General features: G+C 69.3%; 16 protein-coding genes and 1 tRNA gene. 12 read left to right on the top strand and 5 right to left on the bottom strand.

Annotated elements, in window-relative coordinates:
- Positions 1–3: 3 nt before the first annotated feature.
- Entirely contained in the window at positions 4–348 is a 345-nt protein-coding gene (locus tag BJP40_RS16655) for a WhiB family transcriptional regulator (RefSeq protein ID WP_071274097.1), read from the bottom strand.
- Positions 349–865: 517 nt separating this feature from the next.
- Here BJP40_RS16655 and BJP40_RS16660 point away from each other — a divergent pair.
- Positions 866–3,193: a transglycosylase domain-containing protein gene (locus BJP40_RS16660; RefSeq protein ID WP_071281029.1), complete on the top strand. Its 2,328-nt coding sequence runs from the start codon at positions 866–868 to the stop codon at positions 3,191–3,193.
- A gap of 136 nt (positions 3,194–3,329) precedes the next feature.
- Here the strand turns inward: BJP40_RS16660 and BJP40_RS16665 are convergent, their stop codons facing one another.
- Positions 3,330–3,797: a GatB/YqeY domain-containing protein gene (locus BJP40_RS16665; protein WP_071281030.1), complete on the bottom strand. Its 468-nt coding sequence runs from the start codon at positions 3,795–3,797 to the stop codon at positions 3,330–3,332.
- 155 nt (positions 3,798–3,952) lie between these two features.
- Here BJP40_RS16665 and BJP40_RS16670 point away from each other — a divergent pair, with 155 nt between their 5' ends.
- The 6 genes from BJP40_RS16670 (at position 3,953) to BJP40_RS16695 (ending at position 9,084) form a co-directional block, all read left to right on the top strand.
- Entirely contained in the window at positions 3,953–4,879 is a 927-nt protein-coding gene (locus tag BJP40_RS16670) for a metallophosphoesterase (RefSeq protein WP_071281031.1), read from the top strand.
- A gap of 101 nt (positions 4,880–4,980) precedes the next feature.
- A tRNA-Pro gene (locus BJP40_RS16675) sits at positions 4,981–5,054 on the top strand.
- Between the two features lie 223 nt (positions 5,055–5,277).
- The gene (locus BJP40_RS16680; protein WP_071281032.1) at positions 5,278–6,678 is read left to right on the top strand and encodes an MGMT family protein; all 1,401 of its coding nucleotides are present in this window, start codon (positions 5,278–5,280) and stop codon (positions 6,676–6,678) included.
- Between the two features lie 150 nt (positions 6,679–6,828).
- Positions 6,829–7,521 carry a DUF4352 domain-containing protein gene (locus tag BJP40_RS33050; RefSeq protein WP_177204405.1) on the top strand — a complete coding sequence of 231 codons (693 nt, stop codon included), beginning with the start codon at positions 6,829–6,831 and terminating at the stop codon, positions 7,519–7,521.
- A gap of 197 nt (positions 7,522–7,718) precedes the next feature.
- Positions 7,719–8,618, top strand: a complete 900-nt coding sequence (locus BJP40_RS16690; RefSeq protein WP_071281034.1) for a TIR domain-containing protein — start codon at positions 7,719–7,721, stop codon at positions 8,616–8,618.
- A 1-nt stretch (position 8,619) separates the two neighbouring features.
- Positions 8,620–9,084 carry a hypothetical protein gene (locus tag BJP40_RS16695; protein WP_071281035.1) on the top strand — a complete coding sequence of 155 codons (465 nt, stop codon included), beginning with the start codon at positions 8,620–8,622 and terminating at the stop codon, positions 9,082–9,084.
- A gap of 66 nt (positions 9,085–9,150) precedes the next feature.
- On the opposite strand, the gene BJP40_RS16700 is transcribed toward BJP40_RS16695, so the two are convergent.
- The 3 genes from BJP40_RS16700 to BJP40_RS16705 form a co-directional block, all read right to left on the bottom strand.
- Complete coding sequence (locus BJP40_RS16700; RefSeq protein WP_071281036.1) at positions 9,151–10,683, bottom strand: LacI family DNA-binding transcriptional regulator; 1,533 nt, start codon at positions 10,681–10,683, stop codon at positions 9,151–9,153.
- 29 nt (positions 10,684–10,712) lie between these two features.
- Complete coding sequence (locus BJP40_RS35645) at positions 10,713–11,093, bottom strand: helix-turn-helix domain-containing protein (RefSeq protein ID WP_371258649.1); 381 nt, start codon at positions 11,091–11,093, stop codon at positions 10,713–10,715.
- Between the two features lie 128 nt (positions 11,094–11,221).
- Positions 11,222–11,716: a helix-turn-helix transcriptional regulator gene (locus BJP40_RS16705; RefSeq protein ID WP_071281037.1), complete on the bottom strand. Its 495-nt coding sequence runs from the start codon at positions 11,714–11,716 to the stop codon at positions 11,222–11,224.
- A gap of 289 nt (positions 11,717–12,005) precedes the next feature.
- On the opposite strand from BJP40_RS16705, the gene BJP40_RS16710 reads away from it, so the two are divergent.
- The 5 genes from BJP40_RS16710 to BJP40_RS16730 all read left to right on the top strand — a co-directional run bounded on the left by BJP40_RS16710 (position 12,006) and on the right by BJP40_RS16730 (position 17,814).
- Entirely contained in the window at positions 12,006–13,208 is a 1,203-nt protein-coding gene (locus BJP40_RS16710) for a DUF3631 domain-containing protein (protein WP_071281038.1), read from the top strand.
- Positions 13,209–13,558: 350 nt separating this feature from the next.
- Positions 13,559–14,503, top strand: coding sequence for a DUF2637 domain-containing protein (locus BJP40_RS16715; protein WP_079171239.1), 945 nt, complete (start codon positions 13,559–13,561; stop codon positions 14,501–14,503).
- 105 nt (positions 14,504–14,608) lie between these two features.
- Positions 14,609–15,229 (top strand): plasmid mobilization relaxosome protein MobC, encoded by a 621-nt coding sequence (gene mobC / locus BJP40_RS16720; protein WP_071281039.1) that lies wholly within the window; start codon positions 14,609–14,611, stop codon positions 15,227–15,229.
- Positions 15,230–16,879 carry a relaxase/mobilization nuclease domain-containing protein gene (locus BJP40_RS34375; RefSeq protein ID WP_071281040.1) on the top strand — a complete coding sequence of 550 codons (1,650 nt, stop codon included), beginning with the start codon at positions 15,230–15,232 and terminating at the stop codon, positions 16,877–16,879.
- Between the two features lie 65 nt (positions 16,880–16,944).
- Positions 16,945–17,814 (top strand): hypothetical protein, encoded by an 870-nt coding sequence (locus tag BJP40_RS16730; RefSeq protein WP_143065958.1) that lies wholly within the window; start codon positions 16,945–16,947, stop codon positions 17,812–17,814.
- Positions 17,815–17,828 lie beyond the last annotated feature (14 nt).

A 17,828-nucleotide genomic window follows, 5' to 3' on the forward strand; every position in this document is an offset into this window, starting at 1 on the left:
CGGTCAGCCGACCGCAGCGTACGTCTCGTAGGTCTCGTCGTCGTTCAGTGCGACGGGCAGGACGCCCGCGCTCCGCTCGTACTCGGTACGTGCGGTCTCCAGGAGCCGGCGCCACGAGGTGACGGTCGGCCGACGGCGCAGCAACGCCCGCCGTTCGCGTTCCGTCATCCCGCCCCACACGCCGAACTCGACGCGGTTGTCCAGCGCGTCGGCCAGGCACTCGGTGCGCACCGGACACCCGGTGCACACCGCCTTGGCCCTGTTCTGCGCCGCTCCTTGTACGAACAGTTCATCCGGATCGGTAGTGCGGCAGGCCGCCTGCGCACTCCAGTCAGCTACCCAGCCCATGCCGGCGCCGTCCTCTCCCGAATCGAGGCTCCCCCACGGCGGCAGCGGCATATTCACCGCTGCCAGTTGAGGACGTTACGGAAGGCCGGGACACCGCAACACCTCCATCGGGCCCAATCTTGAATGGCCCGAACGGACTATGCGTACGCGGCAGATCACCCAGGGGAGTGACCGATAGACATACAAGATGTCTTGCGCGAAACGGGGCAATTCACTTTTGCCACACAGGGCACACCCCATCACACGGCACAAAATCGGACAGGTTTCTGCCCGGCACGGGAACCTGGGGAGCGGGCCCGGACGTAGTACCGGAGGGTGGTGCACACCACGTACGGAGGCGGTCGGCGCGTGTCGCGGGGGAGCCGACTGCGGCGCCGGGGGGAGGGGGCCGGGGTTGCAACAGAGTTGTGACTGCTGTGACTACCGCAACCACAGCAACGGGTGCTGTCGTTGTGATGGCCAGCTTAGGCCAAGGCATATACACGTGTCCGGCGAATGAGAACGTAGGCTTTCCCCCATGCCAAAGAAGCGCCCCGGCGGCGGTCTGACCCGGACCGAGCAGGCCGCCAAGTTCCTCGGTGTCAGCGTGCTCTCCGGAGTGGTCCTCGCCGGTATCGCCATGCCGGCGGCGGGCGCGCTCGGGCTCGCGGCCAAGGGCTCCGTGGAGGGGTTCGACGAGATCCCCGCCGACCTGAAGCGTCCGCCGCTGAGCCAGCGCACCACGATCCTGGACGCCGAGGGCGGGACCATCGCCACGGTCTACTCCCGCGACCGCACGGTCGTGCCGCTGGAGGACGTCTCCCCGTACCTCCAGAAGGCGATCATCGCGGTGGAGGACGCGCGCTTCTACGAGCACGGCGCCATCGACGTCAAGGGCGTCCTGCGCGCGCTCAACCGGAACGCCCAGTCGGGCGGCGTCTCCCAGGGCGCCTCCACGCTGACCCAGCAGTACGTGAAGAACGTCTTCGTCGAGGAGGCCGGCGACGACCGCGAGAAGTTCCGCCAGGCCACCCAGCAGACCCTGGGCCGCAAGATCCAGGAGCTGAAGTACGCGATCCAGGTCGAGAAGGAACTCGGCAAGAAGAAGATCCTGGAGAACTACCTCAACATCACCTTCTTCGGCCAGCAGGCGTACGGCGTCGAGTCGGCCTCCCAGCGGTACTTCTCCAAGAAGGCGAAGGACCTCACCCTCGGCGAGGCCGCCATGATCGCCGGTCTCGTGCAGTCGCCCAGCCGCTACGACCCGGTCAACGACATCGAGGAGGCCACCCAGCGCCGCAACGTCGTCCTGCAGCGCATGGTGGCCGTCGGCGACATCAGCCAGGCGGAGGCCGACGAGGCCAAGGCGAAGCCGATCAAGCTCAAGATCACCAGACCCAAGAACGGCTGCATCACCGCCCGCGACGGTGCCGGCTTCTTCTGTGACTACGTCCGCGAGGTCTTCCTCTCCGAACCGGTCTTCGGCAAGACCAGGGAGGAGCGCGCGAAGATCTGGAACCGCGGCGGCCTCACCATCCGCACCACCCTGGACCCGCAGTCCCAGAAGTCGGCGCAGGAGTCCCTCAAGGACCACGTCTACCAGGACGACAAGGTCGCCGCGGCAATCACGATGGTCGAGCCCGGCACCGGCAAGATCCTCGCGATGGGCCAGTCCAAGCCGTACGGCTTCGGCAAGAACGAGACCCAGATCAACTACTCGGTCAACAAGAGCATGGGCGGCTCCAACTTCGGCTTCCCGACAGGCTCCACGTTCAAGCCGTTCCTGGCCGCCGCCGCCCTGGAGCAGGGCAAGCCGCCGACGCAGGTCTACTCGTCCCCGTACCAGATGCCGTACCCGGAGCGCGTGCAGACCTGCAGCGGCAAGCCGTGGGTCAACGTCGGCAAGGACACCGCCGAGAACGAGAACGAGTCCGAGGTCGGTCCGTACGCGCTGAAGGAGGCGATGGCCAAGTCGGTCAACACCTACTTCGTGCAGATGCTCGAAGAGATCGGCATGTGCCCCGTCGTGGAGATCACCGACAAGCTCGGTGTCGTCATGGGCAACGACAAGAAGCTGCCCGAGAGCCCCTCCGCGCTCACCCTCGGCTCCCAGGGCGTGTCCCCGCTGAACATGGCCAACGCGTACGCCGCCTTCGCCAACCGGGGCAGGTTCTGCACCCCCACCGCCATCGAGTCGATCAAGGCGGCGGACGGCAGCAGCCTCAAGGTGCCGCAGTCGAAGTGCTCCCAGGCCATGAGCCAGCAGACCGCCGACACGATCAACACGCTCCTGCGCGGTGTGATCGACTCCGGCACCGGCCAGGCGGCCGGACTCCAGTCCCGTGACAGCGCGGGCAAAACCGGTACGACCGACGGGCGCAAGAACGCGTGGTTCGTCGGCTACACCCCGAACCTGTCCGGTGCCGTCTGGGTCGGCAGCGCCACCCAGAAGGTGGAGATGGTGAGGATCACCATCGGCGGCCGCTACCACCCGCTGGTCTTCGGCGGCCAAGTCCCCGGGCCGATCTGGAAGGACGCCGTCGCGGGCGCCCTGGAAGGAAAGCCGTCGCCCAGCTTCACCCGAGTCCACATCCCCGAGCCCCAGCAGCCCCAGCCGCCCCGGGACCGGGACCGCGACCGGGACCGCGACCGGGGCCGCGGCGACAACAAGCCGGGCCGGTCGAACGGCGGCAACGGCGGCGACACCGGGTTCGTCCAGGGCACCACGGGGGACAGCGGCGACGACCCCTTCCCCGGCATCTCCCTCCCGCCGGACCTGATCAGCGGCGGCGCCAACACGACCGGCGGCGACACCAACGGCGGAAACCGCAACGGCAACGGCGGCACCGACGGCGGCAACCGCTGACCAGGGCCCCCGCCTGAGACGGAACGCACGAAGGGCGGCCACCTGAGGAACAGGTGGCCGCCCTTCCGTGTGCTCCGCCCGCGTGGCCCACGGCCGCCGCACGCGGTCCCCGTACGAGCTCAGAAGCGCGGGCGGATCACCCCTGGGCGAGCATCTGCTTCACGACACCGGCGACCCGCCCGCCCTCGGCACGGCCGGCCACCTTCGGGTTGACGATCTTCATGACGGCGCCCATCGCGCGCGGGCCCTCGGCGCCGGCGGCCCTGGCCTCCGCGATCGCCTGACCGACGACGTCCCGCAGCTCCTCATCGGTCAGCTGCTGCGGCAGGTACACACCGAGGACGACGCCCTCGGCCCGCTCCCGCTCGGCCTGCTCCGCCCGCCCCGCCTGATCGAAGGCCTCAGCCGCCTCACGGCGCTTCTTCGCCTCACGGGCGATCACCGTCTGCACCTCGTCGTCCGAGAGCTCACGGGCCTGCGTGCCCGCGACCTCCTCCTTGGCGATGGCGGTGAGGGTGAGCCGAATGGTCGAGGAGCGCAGCTCGTCGCGCGCCTTGATGGCTTCGGTGAGGTCTTCCTGCAGTCGGGCCTTGAGCGTGGTCATACGGCAAGCATGACAGGTGGAACGCCCCGGTCACACACACATTTCCGGGCCGCCCCGCCCGCACGCCTTCCCTTCCGCCCGCTCTCCCGTCCTGCGTTCCCCCGCCTCGCCCGCGAGGCGTCGTGGCGCGCACCGCCGTCTGCGACCATGGACGCATGCGCGCGCGATACGGAGTACCCCTCGGCATCACAGCACTGGGCGCCGCCGGTCTGGCCTACGCGGCCGGCTACGAAGCCCGCTCGTTCCGCCTCCGGCGGGTGACCGTCCCGGTCCTGCCCCAGGGCGCACGACCGCTGCGCGTCCTGCAGATCTCCGACATCCACATGGTGTGCGGCCAGCGGAAGAAGCAGCGGTGGCTCCAGTCCCTCGCGGGCCTCCGCCCCGACTTCGTCGTCAACACCGGCGACAACCTCTCGGACACCGAAGGCGTCCCGGAGCTCCTGGACGCCCTGGGGCCGCTCCTCGAGTTCCCCGGCGTGTACGTCTTCGGCTCCAACGACTACTACGGCCCGAAGCTCCGCAACCCCGCCCGATACCTGCTGGAGAAGATGCAGGGCCGACACGGCCTCAACGGCAACCCGCCCGTGGTGGGCGCCGTCCACAACCCGTGGGAGCTGATCCAGGACGCCTTCGACACCGCCGGCTGGGTGAACCTCACCAACACCCGGGGCCGCCTCAAGCTGGACGGCATGGAGCTGGCCTTCGCCGGCCTGGACGACCCGCACATCAAGCGCGACCGGTACGGCCTGATCAAGGGCGGCCCCGAGGCGGACGCCGACCTGTCCGTGGCCGTCGTCCACGCCCCGTACCTGCGCTGCCTGGACGCCTTCGCGGCCGACGGCTACCCGCTGGTCCTCGCCGGCCACACGCACGGCGGCCAGCTCTGCGTCCCCTTCTACGGCGCACTGGTCACCAACTGCGACCTCGACACGGACCGCGTCAAGGGCCTCTCCACCCACAAGGCCGGCGGCCACACCTCCTACCTCCACGTCTCGGCCGGCTGCGGCACCAACCGCTACACCCCGGTCCGCTTCGCCTGCCCCCCGGAGGCCACGCTGCTCACCCTGACGGCCCGCCCCTGACCCACCCCGCCGGCGGCCGTGCGCCACCGCCCGAAACCGGATTTCGTCTCCGGCCGCCGGTGGGCTAAAGTAAACGACGTCGCCGGGACAACGGGCGACATCGGGGTGTAGCGCAGCTTGGCAGCGCGCTTCGTTCGGGACGAAGAGGTCGTGGGTTCAAATCCCGCCACCCCGACAGCTGTAAGACCAGGTCAGGGGCCTGATCCGAGAAATCGGATCAGGCCCCTGAGTGGTTTCCGGGGTCGCCTTGGGAGCCGTCTGGGAGCCGAGTCCGGGTCGCGGCTCCCAGAGTCCGGACCAGATTCCAGAGGCAGAGCCCATTGGACTGCGCCAGGAACCGTCCGAGCCATAGGCTCCGGGTGCCCGGCCAATGCCGCCGGGCACGGCGAGGGGGCACAGTGGATCATCTCTTCACGGTTTCGGGTCCGTCGGCGACACCGGTCTCACCCACGGGGCTGGCCACGGAGGGGCTGCTCGAACGGCAGCATCTTCAGGAGTGGGTGATCGACAACCCGCAGGTCCTCGGCGAGGCGGTGCTCGTGATCACCGCGGAGTTCGACCGGTGGGCCGACACAGACGGGGTTCCGGCGCGCGACCGGCTGGACGTCCTGGGACTGGACGCCACAGGTCGGCTCGTCGTGGTCGAGCTGAAGCGGGGAACAGCCGACCGGGACGTACACCTCCAAGCGATCACGTACGCCGCCCTGGTCTCCCGCTTCGACATCGACACCCTGGCTCAGGCGCATCGTGACTTCCTGGCACGCCGAGGGCAGACACTAGACCTCGACGCGAGCAGACAGCGTCTCCTCGATCACGTCGACGGTGACTGGAGCCCGGAACTGCTGCAGCGGCCCCGGCAGGTGATCATCGCTGCGGACTTCCCCAAGCAAGTCACGCACACCGTTGTGTGGCTTTCGGAGATGAACCTCGACATCGACCTCATCCAAGTCGGCCTGTGGAAGGTTGGAGGCCACCTGGTGGCCAGCTTCACCAAGGTCTATCCGACTCCGGAGGTGGAGGAGTTCACCCTGGCCCCCGCGCGCGTCGAGGCCAAGGCCGCCGCCCAGAAGCTGGAGGAACGCTCAAGAGCCCAGAACGCTGTGCACGTCCTTGTGGGAGCCGGTCTCCTGCCCGACGGAACCAGGCTGCGACTTACCCCTCGGCACGGCGTGACGGACGCCATCCGCGACGCCATCGCGGCGTGGGTCACCGAGGACACCAAGCGCTCGACGGTCACCTGGAGCAACGACACGGCGAAGCCCTTGACCTGGGACGCCGACGACAGCCGGTACACGCCGACCGGGCTCGCCAACCACATCTTCCGCAGTGTGACGAACTGGAAGGCAGACGGGATCCAGGGCACGACCTGGTGGGGCGTCGACACCGCTCTCATCCCGGACAACGTCGACCCCGAGGAATGGGTGACGCTCGAAGGGGTTGACCTCGCCACCCTCGCCCAGCGACTCCGCGGAACCGGGAAGGACTGGACGCGCATGCACGCCCTGCTGGAGGCCGTCCCTCCCGGCCGCTGGACCACGTACGGCGACGTAGCCGCCATCATCGGCAGTCACGCCGTCCCCGTCGGCACCCACCTCGCCAACTGCGGCCAGTGTCCCGCCCCGTGGCGCGTCCTCACCGCGGCAGGGCGTGTCGCCGCGGGATTCCGAGGGGCCGGCGTCACTCACCCGGGCACGCCGACGGAGATCCTGATCCGCGAAGGCGTCTCCTTCAACGGTGACACCGCGGCCCCGGAAGCACGCCTGACGCTGGATGAGCTCCGGAAACTACTCGACAGCTGACATCCGGACGATCGCGTGGCGCAGCCGAGGAGACCTGCGCCGACATCGGCGCCATCGCCGGACCCAGCCTCCAGGCATCCCGGCGACCGTGTTGTCGGGCGGGCAAGCGACTCCTGGCGGGCCTGCCCACCTACCTACGAGAGGAGTTCTGTGAGCAGTCAGATCCCACCGATTCCTGAGCAGCCACCCGCCGCTCCCCGGACCGTCAGAAATCCGTGGAAGATAGCGACTTTCTGTCTGACCGGCGCGCCTCTGGCGACCTCGGCAGCACTCGTCTACACGGTCGCGGACGACGAAAGCCCGTTTGCCGGCGCCACTGTGGATCCATCACCTTCGATCTGGCAGGACGACCGCCCCCGTGCAACCCCCGAACCTGTCGAGCCTGAGTCCCCCACCCCCAGCCCGAGCCCATCAGCGGGGTTCAAGGTCGGCGAAGAGGCCCGCAACGGTGGTGCCGTCGTCACGATCAACAAGGTCAGGGAAACCAGCTCGATCATCATGTCGGGCACCACGAAGAAGGCAGGCAGTGGCGCCAAGTACGTGGTCCTGGAAACCGTGGTGTTCAACGACACCAAGGCCAGCATGGACCTCACGTGCGGCCTGCCCATCGTGAACAACCTGCTGGACGAGGAAGGCCGCCGTTACGACACCATCGATGACCTCGACGAGGTGGCGGACAATCCCGAGTGCAACGACCAGCTGCAACCTGGATTCAAGGACGCCATGCTCTTCGTGTACCGCGTCCCCGAGGATGCGAAGATCACGGCCTGGGAGTTCTCCGAGTACGACCTCACCTCAGACCGAGAGCCGTCCATTGTTCAGCTGAATGGCGTCGCCACGTGAAGTAGAGATCCATCTGACACGGCGTAGTAGCAGCGTTCCCGGATGGTCCTGATCCACCAACCAACCAGCCCGCTGCGCAGCGCCAACTCCTTCGACCACGAACGGGATCTTGTCCCGGCACCTTGCCTGTCAGTGTCAGTGCCTGCCGCTACCGTCAGTCGAGACAGTTCCCCTCGACCGTGAGTGGTGAGCAAGACATGGCAGACCGAGTGGCCGAGGGCAGCGCAGACCCTCGCAAGGTGTTCGTGATCCACGGACGGAACGACCTCGCACGCAAGGGGCTCTTCGAGTTCCTGAGGGCGCTGGGGCTCGATCCCATCGAGTGGTCCGAGGCCATCCGAATGACCGGCAAGGGCTCCCCGTACATCGGTGAGGTCCTGGACACGGCGTTCTCGAACGCCCAGGCAGTGGTCGTCCTCCAGACCCCCGACGACGTCACCTACCTGCACGAGAGCCTGACGTACGCGGGGGACCCTGAGTGCAGTCCGCAGATGCAGCCCCGGCCGAACGTCCTGTTCGAGGCAGGCATGGCCATGGGCCGGGACGAGAACCGCACCGTGATCGTGGAGCTCGGGCAGGTGAAGGTCTTCAGCGACATTCACGGCCGGCATGTCATCCGGCTCGACAACTCCACGAAGAAGCGCCAGGACCTCGCAACCCGTCTGGAGACAGCGGGGTGCGCCGTGCGCCTGACTGGCACGGATTGGCACGACGCAGGCGACCTCACTCCCCCGGTGCCGCCGGGCGGCGGGCTTCCGCTGGGGCGGAAACTGCCGTCCTCGCAGGCGGCCGGCGTCCCTCGGCTGAGTGCCCGCTATGTCGACAACGGGTCGAGGAAGATGGGGAAAGTCGTGATCACCAACCACGGCCCCGGGGACATCTACGACCTCGATGTGGAAGCCGAAGAGAAGGCCGAGCTCGTCACGCGCAGTGAGGGTGAGTTTCCCGTCCCGAAACTGCCCGCCGGTAAGTCGGTACGCGTGATGAGCGCCCGTTCCATGGGGACGGGGGCAAGCTCGTACTTCAACATCGTGCTGACAGGCAAGACCGCCGACGGGGTGCCGATCAGGGTCGAAGAGTTCGTGGACGGGGCCTGACATGGAGATCCCGATGAGCCTGCCCCTCGACCACGACGGTTTCGTGCGTCGGGAGTGCCCTCACTGCATCAGCCAGTTCAAGTGGCACCACGGACCGGCGAACGAAGAAGCCGAGCAGCAACCGTCACCCGCCGCTTACTACTGCCCTCTTTGTGGGCAGCCGGCTGGGCTGGACTCCTGGTGGACGCAGGAACAGATCGACTACACCAGGGGCGTGATCGCTCCCGCCGCGGTGCGAATGGTGGAGGACGAGCTGAAGAGCGCGTTCAAGCGGACCCGCAGCAAGTACGTCACGGTCAGCGTCAAGGGCGGTGTGGAGTCTCCAGAGGTACCTTCGCCGCTGACTGAGCCTGACGACATGGTCATCGTGACATCCCCCTGCCACTCGTACGAGCCGGTGAAGGTTCCCGAAGACACCTCGGGCCCGTACCACTGTCTCGTGTGCGGCCAAGCATTCGCCGTCTGACCTGGCGCGCCCCTAGAGCGCGGGTGCCCCCACACGACGTCCGTGTGGGGGCACTCATATGAGGCATCAGCCAGTTAGTGCCAGCCCGCAGGCTTCCCTGCGTGCGCGCAGAAGATCGTTGAGCATGCGTACCGGCGACGTGGGACACATGGCCAGGCGGGCGTCGAGCGCCGCCTCCCACTGCTCGGTCAGGCCGGCCATGAGGCGGCGGCGCATGCCCGGGGTGACGTGGGCGTAGCGGGCGGAGACGGAGCCGTCGATGTGGCCCATGCGCTCGTCCATGAGGACCTTCTCGGTGCCGAGGTCCTCCATCATCGTGCGGTGGGTGTGGCGGAGGCCGTGAGGGGTGAGCCCCTTGGCGATCGGGACCCAGCAGGCGTCCGCTCGGTCGGTGGCGTTGCGGCCTCGTGCCGGGACGCCGGGCCACGGCTCTCCTAGGAGCGGCACCGGACGTGCCTCCTGGGGTGCCTTCTTCGGGTACCAGCCGGAAACCGCCGGTGTGAACAGCCAGGTGGCGAAGCCGCTTCGGCGCCAGTGGGCCGCGTGCTCGGACACCGTGCCGCCTCGTACGAAGCCGAGGTCCATGATGGCCTGCTCCACCTTGGCCTGCGTGCCTTCGGCGACACGGTCCGGGTGGTTGAGGACGTTGGACACCGTGCCCGTGGATACGCCGGCGCGGCGGGCGACGTCGGCGAGCTTGGCGCCCTGGTGGCCGCCTGTGCGCGCCGCGCCGAGACCTCGGTAGACGTACGTCTTGCCGTGGCACGGGCAGGGGCTCGGCTTCGTACGGGCGATGTGGTTGGCGACGAGGGCGGAGAGCCAGTCCATCGAGTCGATGGTGCGGTAGCTGTCGTCCTTGGGCGGGACGCGCACCAGTTCGCCGGTGTCGAGTTCGTACAGCTGCCATTCGACGCGGAACGTTCCGGGCCGGGCGACCTCCGCCTCCAGGCCAACCATTTCGGCCCAGCGCATGCCGGTGTAGCCCTTGTGCACCACGGCGACGAACTCGTCATCGCGGCCGGAGAGCAGCGAGGCCCGCTCAGCGGTCAGCAGGAGGCCGAGCGCGTCGGTGATGACCTTCTCCGGTCCTCGGTCGCGCGAGCGGCCAGCGCGCTTGCCGCGCCCGCGTCGCCTGGCGGCCGGGTTGGAGGTGATCAGGCCCTCGTCGATCGCGTCTTCGAGGATCAGGTGGAGCGTCGAGCGCCAGGTCTTGACGCTGGAGGCCGCGTACACGGCCCGCTCCTTCTTCTCCCACAGCTCGACGTCCGAGCGCAGGATGCCGGCGAGCGCCTTGTCCTCGAAGTCGGGGAGCAGGTGCTCCTCGATGTGGCGCCTGTAGTTCTGCATCGTCGACGCAGCCAGGTCCTGAGCCTCGTACCAGCGGCTCGCGTACTCGCCGAAGGTCTCCTGGCCCAGGGCCGGGTCGCGCCAGTCGCCGCGTCGGTACTTGTTCTCGGCCTCGCTCGCGGCGCGCTGAGCTTCGCCCTTGGTGGCGAACCTGATCGCCTTGCCGCTGCCGTCGACGACCGTGAGGTGCTTGCCGGGCGCGATCTTGTATCGGCCGCGCCAGTAGTTCGCGCGCTTCTCCGCAAATCCCATGTGTTCCTCCCCTCCTCCTGCGTCGCCTCTTAGGCAGCGGCCCCGAACCGGTCCTGGCGGGCTCGGCGTGGTGGCCGGGCGCGGAGACGGCTCGTGGGCAGAGGTACGGCGGGGGGAGATGCGGGACTGGGAGCGTTCATTTTCGGGACAGCGGCAGTCACAGCAGGGCTGCTGGGGACCGCCGGACGGGCCTCGTGCATGCGGATGATGTCCGCGAGGTGCTCGCCAGTGAAACGGTAGGCGCGGCCGACCCTGGTGTACGGGATCAGCCGCCGGCGGGCGCGGTCCTTGACCCACCAGGCGGAGCAGCCGAGCACGGCGGCGACGTCTTCCGGGAGGTAGAGGCGCGGCGGGGCCGTTTCGGCGTGCGGGGGCTGTACGCGGGCGTGGGGTATCGCGGCGTGGCGCAAGCAGGGTCCTCTCCTGGCCTCGGCTGGTGGGGCGGCAACCCCGGCCGGGCCGGTGTCGTTCAGGGATGGGATGGGCGTGTGGCTGGCCGGGGCCTGGGGTTTGCGGTCCAGGGCGGCCGGAGGGCGGGCTACGGCTGGGGCGGCAGGCCGAACTCTTCCTGGTTGATCTTCATCATGCTCTCGGCGATGGCGTTGCTGACCACCGCGTTGGCCTCCTCGCGGATGTCCGGGTGCTCGTCGAGGTAGGCGATGAGCTCGGCATTGACCCGGCGGTACGCGTGCTGGGCGCGCTGGGCGGCGGCGCTGGCTGCCACGACGGTGTCGATCAGCTCCATGGCGCGGCCGGCGGCGGCCAGGGCCGGCGGGCCGACGAGGCTGGACAGCGACACCCCGAAGACCTCGGCAAAGCCGATGGCCTCGTCGAGGTTGATGCGGCGCTTGCCGTTCTCGATCCGCCAGACCGCCGACGGGTTCATCTCGTAGCCGGCCTCGTTGAGGCGGTCGGAGAGCGTGGTGGTGCTCCAGCCGCGGTTTTCGCGCTCGGCCTTGATCCGCTTGGCGGCGTTGTCCTCGCCCTTGAGCAGGACGCCCTCAGGCTCGCCCTCGTGGTCGTCGTCGGACATTCCACCTCCTTCCTCTCGCAGCATGTTCCTGCAATTCGCAGCAGCCTAAACAGTACACCACACTCTGCCGCTTGCATAGCCGCTCTGCGCATGGCATGGTTGTAGTGCTGGACCGCTGCTGCCCGCAGAAGACCGCCAGCACCTAGCCAGACATGCAAAAGCCCCCCAGTGCTTGCGACACCGAGGGGCTCAAAGCGCAAACCTCACGCCGCCCATCCCTGAACGACTAGCTGCAAGGCCGGGATTGCCGTCCCGTATGGCCCGCAGATTGAGGAGCTCGATGTCCAGTATGGACGAAGCCACCCCGAACACGCCATCGCTTCCCGCCGAGTGCCCGCCGGTCGCCATCCCCGGCCAGCCAACCGCCCCGTCGCCCACCGCAGACCCCGAGGGCGTAGAGGTCCTGGACCTGCTCCGGGAGACGATCCGGCGCTACGTCGTGATGCCGAGCGACGAAGCCCTGACCGCGACCACGCTGTGGGCGGCGGCGACCCACCTGCAGACGGTCTGGCAGCACGCTCCGCGCCTGGCGGTGGTCGGACCGGCCAAGCGGTGCGGGAAGTCGCGGCTCCTCGAAGTCCTGATCGAGGCGGTCCACGAGCCGCTGATCACGGTCAACGCCTCCGCCGCCGCGATCTTCCGCTCGATCGGCGCGGGCGACCCGCCCACACTCCTCGTCGACGAGGTCGACACCATCTTCGGCAGCGCGAAGGTCGCGGAGAAGAACGAGGAGATGCGCGGCCTGCTCAACGCCGGCCACCAACGCAACCGGCCCACCCTGCGCGTCACCGGCCCCAACCACGAGGTGGTCAAGTTCGACACCTTCGCCATGGCCGCCCTCGCCGGAATCGGCGACCTGCCCGACACGATCATGGACCGGTCGGTCGTCATTCGGATGCGGCGACGAGCCGGGACCGAGAAGGTCAGCTTCTGGCGCTACGGCCGTGACGACCTGGCGGTACGCGAGCTCCGTACGCGGCTGACGGCCTGGCTGGCGTCCGTACGCGAGAAGGCGCTCGCCCTGGAGCCGAAGATGCCGGTCGAGGACCGCGCCGCCGACACGTGGGCGCCGCTGATCAGCATCGCCGACCTCGCGGGCGGACACTGGCCCGTGCTGGCCCGCACCGCCTGCACAGCCATGACCGACTACGAGTCCGGGCGCGACGAGGACGGCGGACTGAAGATCCGCATCCTCGCCGACATTCGCCGTGCCTTCGCCTCCGAGGGCGACCAGCCGGCGATCCGCACCGGCCGCCTCCTGGAGATCCTCAACGCCGACCCTGAGGCGCCCTGGGCCGAGCACAGTCCCAACGGGCTCACCCCTCGCGGGCTGCAGATCCTGCTCCAGGACTACGGCATCAAGTCGGGCAACCGCCGCTTCCCCGGCGGCCACCAGGCCAAGGGCTTCACCCGCGCCCAGTTCACCGACGCCTGGACCCGCTACTGCCCGCCCGAGGCAGCTCCCACGCTCCCCGTCGAGCCCGGGGCCTGACCCTCCCTGACTCGTCCCACTCGTCCCCGCGCAGGTCAGCGCGGGGACGAGTCACCGACCCGCAACGAGTCGACTCGACATCACCGCCCCACCCGTACCTGCCCTGACCAGCGGCGGGACGAGTGGGACGAGTCCCCACCGCCCACGGCCGCCAACGCCACGGCGGCCACACCCTTCCCCACCTGGAGACCACCCCCTTGCACTTCCCTGCCCCAAGCGCCCCGGCAGCGATACGCAGCATCCGCGCCCGCATCGCGCGGCTCACCTCGGCCCCCGAGGACGAGGCCCTCAAACAGAACGACGATCCTGACGACGCAGGCCGAGCACCCGCACGCGCCGGGCGTCGTCGCTTGAACAGCCCCGGACGCTTCGCCCTCGTCCTCGGCCTGGTGGCCGTCGTCCTCATGGCCTTCCGGGTCTCATGGAACGCGCTGTCCGACGTGGCCCGCGCCATCGGCGCCGACTCCACTGCTGCCTTTCTCTACCCGATCGTCGTCGACGGCCTGATGGCCCTCGCGCTGATCGCCACACTCGTGCTGACCGGACCCGACCGGAAGTTCGCGCTGCGAGTCCTGGCGACCTACACGATCGCCAGCCTCCTGCTGAACTACGTGCACGGCCTCGTACCCGCCCTGCACACCGACTCGATCCGGTGGGGCCGACTGACCGACCTGGACTACGCGAACTGGACCCTCGTACTACTGGCGACCTCACTCCCGGTCGGGTCGATCTACTTCGGCTCGGACCTCGTGGCCAAGGTGCTGCACCACAACCCCGAGTCGGCCGACTCCCCCGAAACGACCTCTACCCGGTCGGCCGGCGGCCAGGCCCCACGGTCGACGCCTGACCGGCCCGAATCGGTCTCTGAGCAGCTGACCGAGTCGGCCCCCATGGAGGCCACCGAGGCACCTGCCACGGGGCCGACCGAGGGAACCGAAGCGGCTCCCGCCACCCGACCGCCTCGGCCGGCCACGGTGGCGCAGTCGACCGGAGCCGCCCCGCGTCGGGCGACCGGTCGGGTCCCCGACGCCGCCAAGTCGACCGCCGACCGCACCCGCACCGACGCCGAAGTCCTCGATAAGGCCCGAGTCCTGACCGCCGACTGGACCGACGACCAGCTCACCGCCGTGCGGCTGCGTACCGAGCTACGGATCGGCCAGAAACCGGCCCGCATTCTGCGCGACCAACTGCAGGCCGAGCGCGCCAGCAAGGCCCAGCCCGTCACAGACGACGACTTCAAGGTCGGTCCGGCTGGCGGACCCGACGAAGCTGCCATCCCCGTCGGCACCGTCTGACCCCCGCAAAGACACCCACCCTTCCGGCGCATCCCGTGTCCCCGTGCAGCCGAGCACGGGGACACGGGGGCCGCACACAGCCAAGCACCCACGGAGAACCGATCCATGCACGACCCGAATCACGAACTCCCCACCACCCAACAGGAGACGACTACCCACCTCAACCGCGCAGCAAGGTATGGCGTTGGACCGTCCAAGGGCCGGTCCAACGCGGAAGCCTCCGCCCCAGGGGTGGCGGAGGCAGGTCCCCGGCGCGAGGGCGCACCGGGGCAGGGGGTCGTGCGTGCCGCCGACGAGGCCGCGCTGCGTCGCATCGCCCGCCGTCGCGCCCGCCAGGACGTGCAGCGCAAGGAGCGTGTCGACGTCCGCTACAGCGCCGACGAGAAGCAGGCGATCCTCGCCGAGGCCCGCCGCCTCGGCCTGGCCGGCGCGCACCTCGTCGGCGCCATCGTCATGGCCCACCTGAACGGCGACCTCGCCCTGCCCGCACAGCGCACCGCCACCGACGACCTCATCGACGAGTACGCAGCCCTGCGCGAGCAGGTTTCCAGCATCGGCCGGAACGTGAACCAGATCGCCAAACGCCTCAACAAGGGCGGCACGACACACCCTGTGGACATCGCAGTCCTCGCCGAGACCGGACGGCTCTTGGCCCTGGTCCAGGATGCGGTCACGGCGGTCGACACCGCCGCCCATGGGGCCGCCACAAACCGTTGGGCGGCCTGATTGATCGCGAACATCGTCAAGCCCGGCCACAAGACCAGGGGCGTCCTGAACTACCTCTACGGGCCCGGCCGCGCCAACGAACACACCGACCCCCACCTCGTCGCCGCGTGGGACGACTTCGTGCCCGACCCCGGCCGCAACCCCGCCGCCACCCTCGCCCAGCTCGCCGACGTCCTCGACCTGCGGGTCAAGCAGGCCGGCCCCAAGGCGCCGAAGAACCACGTCTGGCACTGCTCGATCCGCGCCGCCCCCGAAGACCGCCACCTGACCGACGACGAGTGGGCCGCCATCGCCCGCCGCGTCCTGGACGCCACCGGCATCGCCCCGGACGGCGACCCCGACGCCTGCCGCTGGGTCGCCGTCCGCCACGCCGACGACCACATCCACATCGTCGCCACCAAGGTCCGCGGCGACCTCCGCCCGCCCCGCAACTGGAACGACTTCCTGCGCGCCGACAAGGAACTCGTCGCCATCGAGAAGGAGTACGGGCTCCGCCAGGTCCCGCGCGGCGACCGCACCGCCGCCAAACGCCCCACCCGAGCCGAACAGGAGAAGGCCCAGCGCACCGGCCGCGCCACAACCGCCCGCGAACGCCTGCGCACCACCGCCCGCACCCTCCTCGCAGTAGCCACGACACCGGAGGAGTTCTTCCGCCTCCTCGAAGGCTCCGGAACTCTCGTGGAGATCCAGCGATTCCCGTCCGGTGACATCCGCGGCTACAAGGTCGCCCTCGCCGGCGACATCAACAAGGACGGCCAGCCCGTCTGGTTCTCCGGCTCCACCCTCGCCCCCGACCTCTCCTACCCCAAGATCCGCGAACGCCTCACCGCCACCGACACCAGTCCAGCGGCGCCGTCGGAGTCCCATGCCTGGCGTCGCCTCGCCCGGGCCACTGACCGGGTGCCCGAGCTCCTCGACCACAGCAAGGACAAGGCCGGACAGGCGCACATCACCGTCCTCGCCGAAACCCTCGACATCCTGCCCCTCGCCGTCCCACCGGGCCTGCGGCCCGGACTCCTGCAGGCAGCCACCGCCTTCGAGCGGGCCAGCCGCTCCCGCATCCGCGCCCAACACCAGCAGGCTCAGGCCACCCGCCGGGCGGTGAAGGCGATCCTGCGGGAACCCGCCCCGAAGGACGGAGTCCTGCTCGCGGTCCTCGTCGACGCCGTTCTGTTGGCGGCCGTGGCCGCGCAGCACTGGCACCGCACCCGTGGCCACAACCAACAGGCGGAGGCCGCACGGCAGGCAGCCGAGCATCTCCGGGCCGCGTACCAGGTCGCGGCAGCCGAGCCGCTGGCCGTGATCCACCGGCGAGGAACCGAGCTGCCCGAGTGGCTTCGTCTCCAGCAGGCGGCGACCGTGCGCCGAGCGCTCCCGGAACAGGCCGAACAGATCCTCGCCGAGCCCGGCTGGCCCGCCCTCGCAGCCACCCTCGCCCAAGCCGGCACGGCCGGCCACAACCCCGCCGCCCTCCTCACCGAAGCCACCGCCCAACGAGAACTCGACACCGCCACCAGCGTCAGCGAAGTCCTCACCTGGCGGCTGCACCGCCTCGCCGACCTGACCCAACGCACCACCAGCCGTGCCCCGGCACCCCAGTCGGCTCCCTACCGTCCCGTCCGCACCGACCAGCAGCACCGCACGCGCTGAACCCCATCCCGCCATCCGACAAGGAGCACACCCTGAAGTCCCACCCCACCGCCAGCATGTTCCCGATGCTCAGCCAGGACGAGCTGCTCGACCTCGCCGAGTCCATCAAGGCCGAGGGCCAGCACAGGGACATCGTCCTCGACGCCGACGGCGTCCTGCTCGACGGCCGCAACCGCCTCGCCGCCTGCGAGATCGCCGGCGTCGAGCCCCGCTTCACCACCTACACCGGCAGCAACCCGACGGCGCTGATCCTCTCCAACAACGTGTACCGCCGGCACATCAGCAAGGGCCAGCAGGCAATGATCACCGCCATGGCTTGTTCCATTTCGGGACACTCCCTGCGGGACCTGGCCAAGCTCCACGGCCTCAGCCGCAGCCGCCTCTCCGCCGCCAACGTCGTCCTCGAACACTCCCCCAACCTCGCCGAACAGGTCCGCATCGGCACCCTCAGCCTCGACAACGCCTACAACACGGTCGCTGAGGACAAGGCTCGGGCCGCCGCCCGCCAGGAGCAGTACGATCTCCTCCGCGAGCACGCCCCCGACCTCGCCGAACAGGTCACTGAAAGCCAGATCGCCCTCGCCGACGCCACAGCGGCGCTGAACGAGCGGCTGGAGACGGAACGGCTCCGGCAGTACGTGATCAACGCCGACACCGTGCGCCTCGTCGATGGCGACACCACCCCACCTCTGGCCGAGCTCGTCGAACGGGGAGACATCACCTGGCCCGAGGCACACCAGCGCGCCGAGGAGTTCGCCGTCCATCGACGGGACACCATCCAGCGATCCAGGCAGGCTCTCCATCTCATCGCCGAGCACTGGACCGCCGTCCAGGACCTCGCTACCCGACCCGACACCCCCTACGCCCACGAGATCCTCGACGGCCTCGCGCCCGAAGCCCGCTCCCTCGCCCAGGCCCTGATCACCCTGGCCTGATACGACACATACTC

It is taken from the genome of Streptomyces sp. CC53 (assembly GCF_001865245.1).
Taxonomy (GTDB): Bacteria; Actinomycetota; Actinomycetes; order Streptomycetales; family Streptomycetaceae; genus Streptomyces.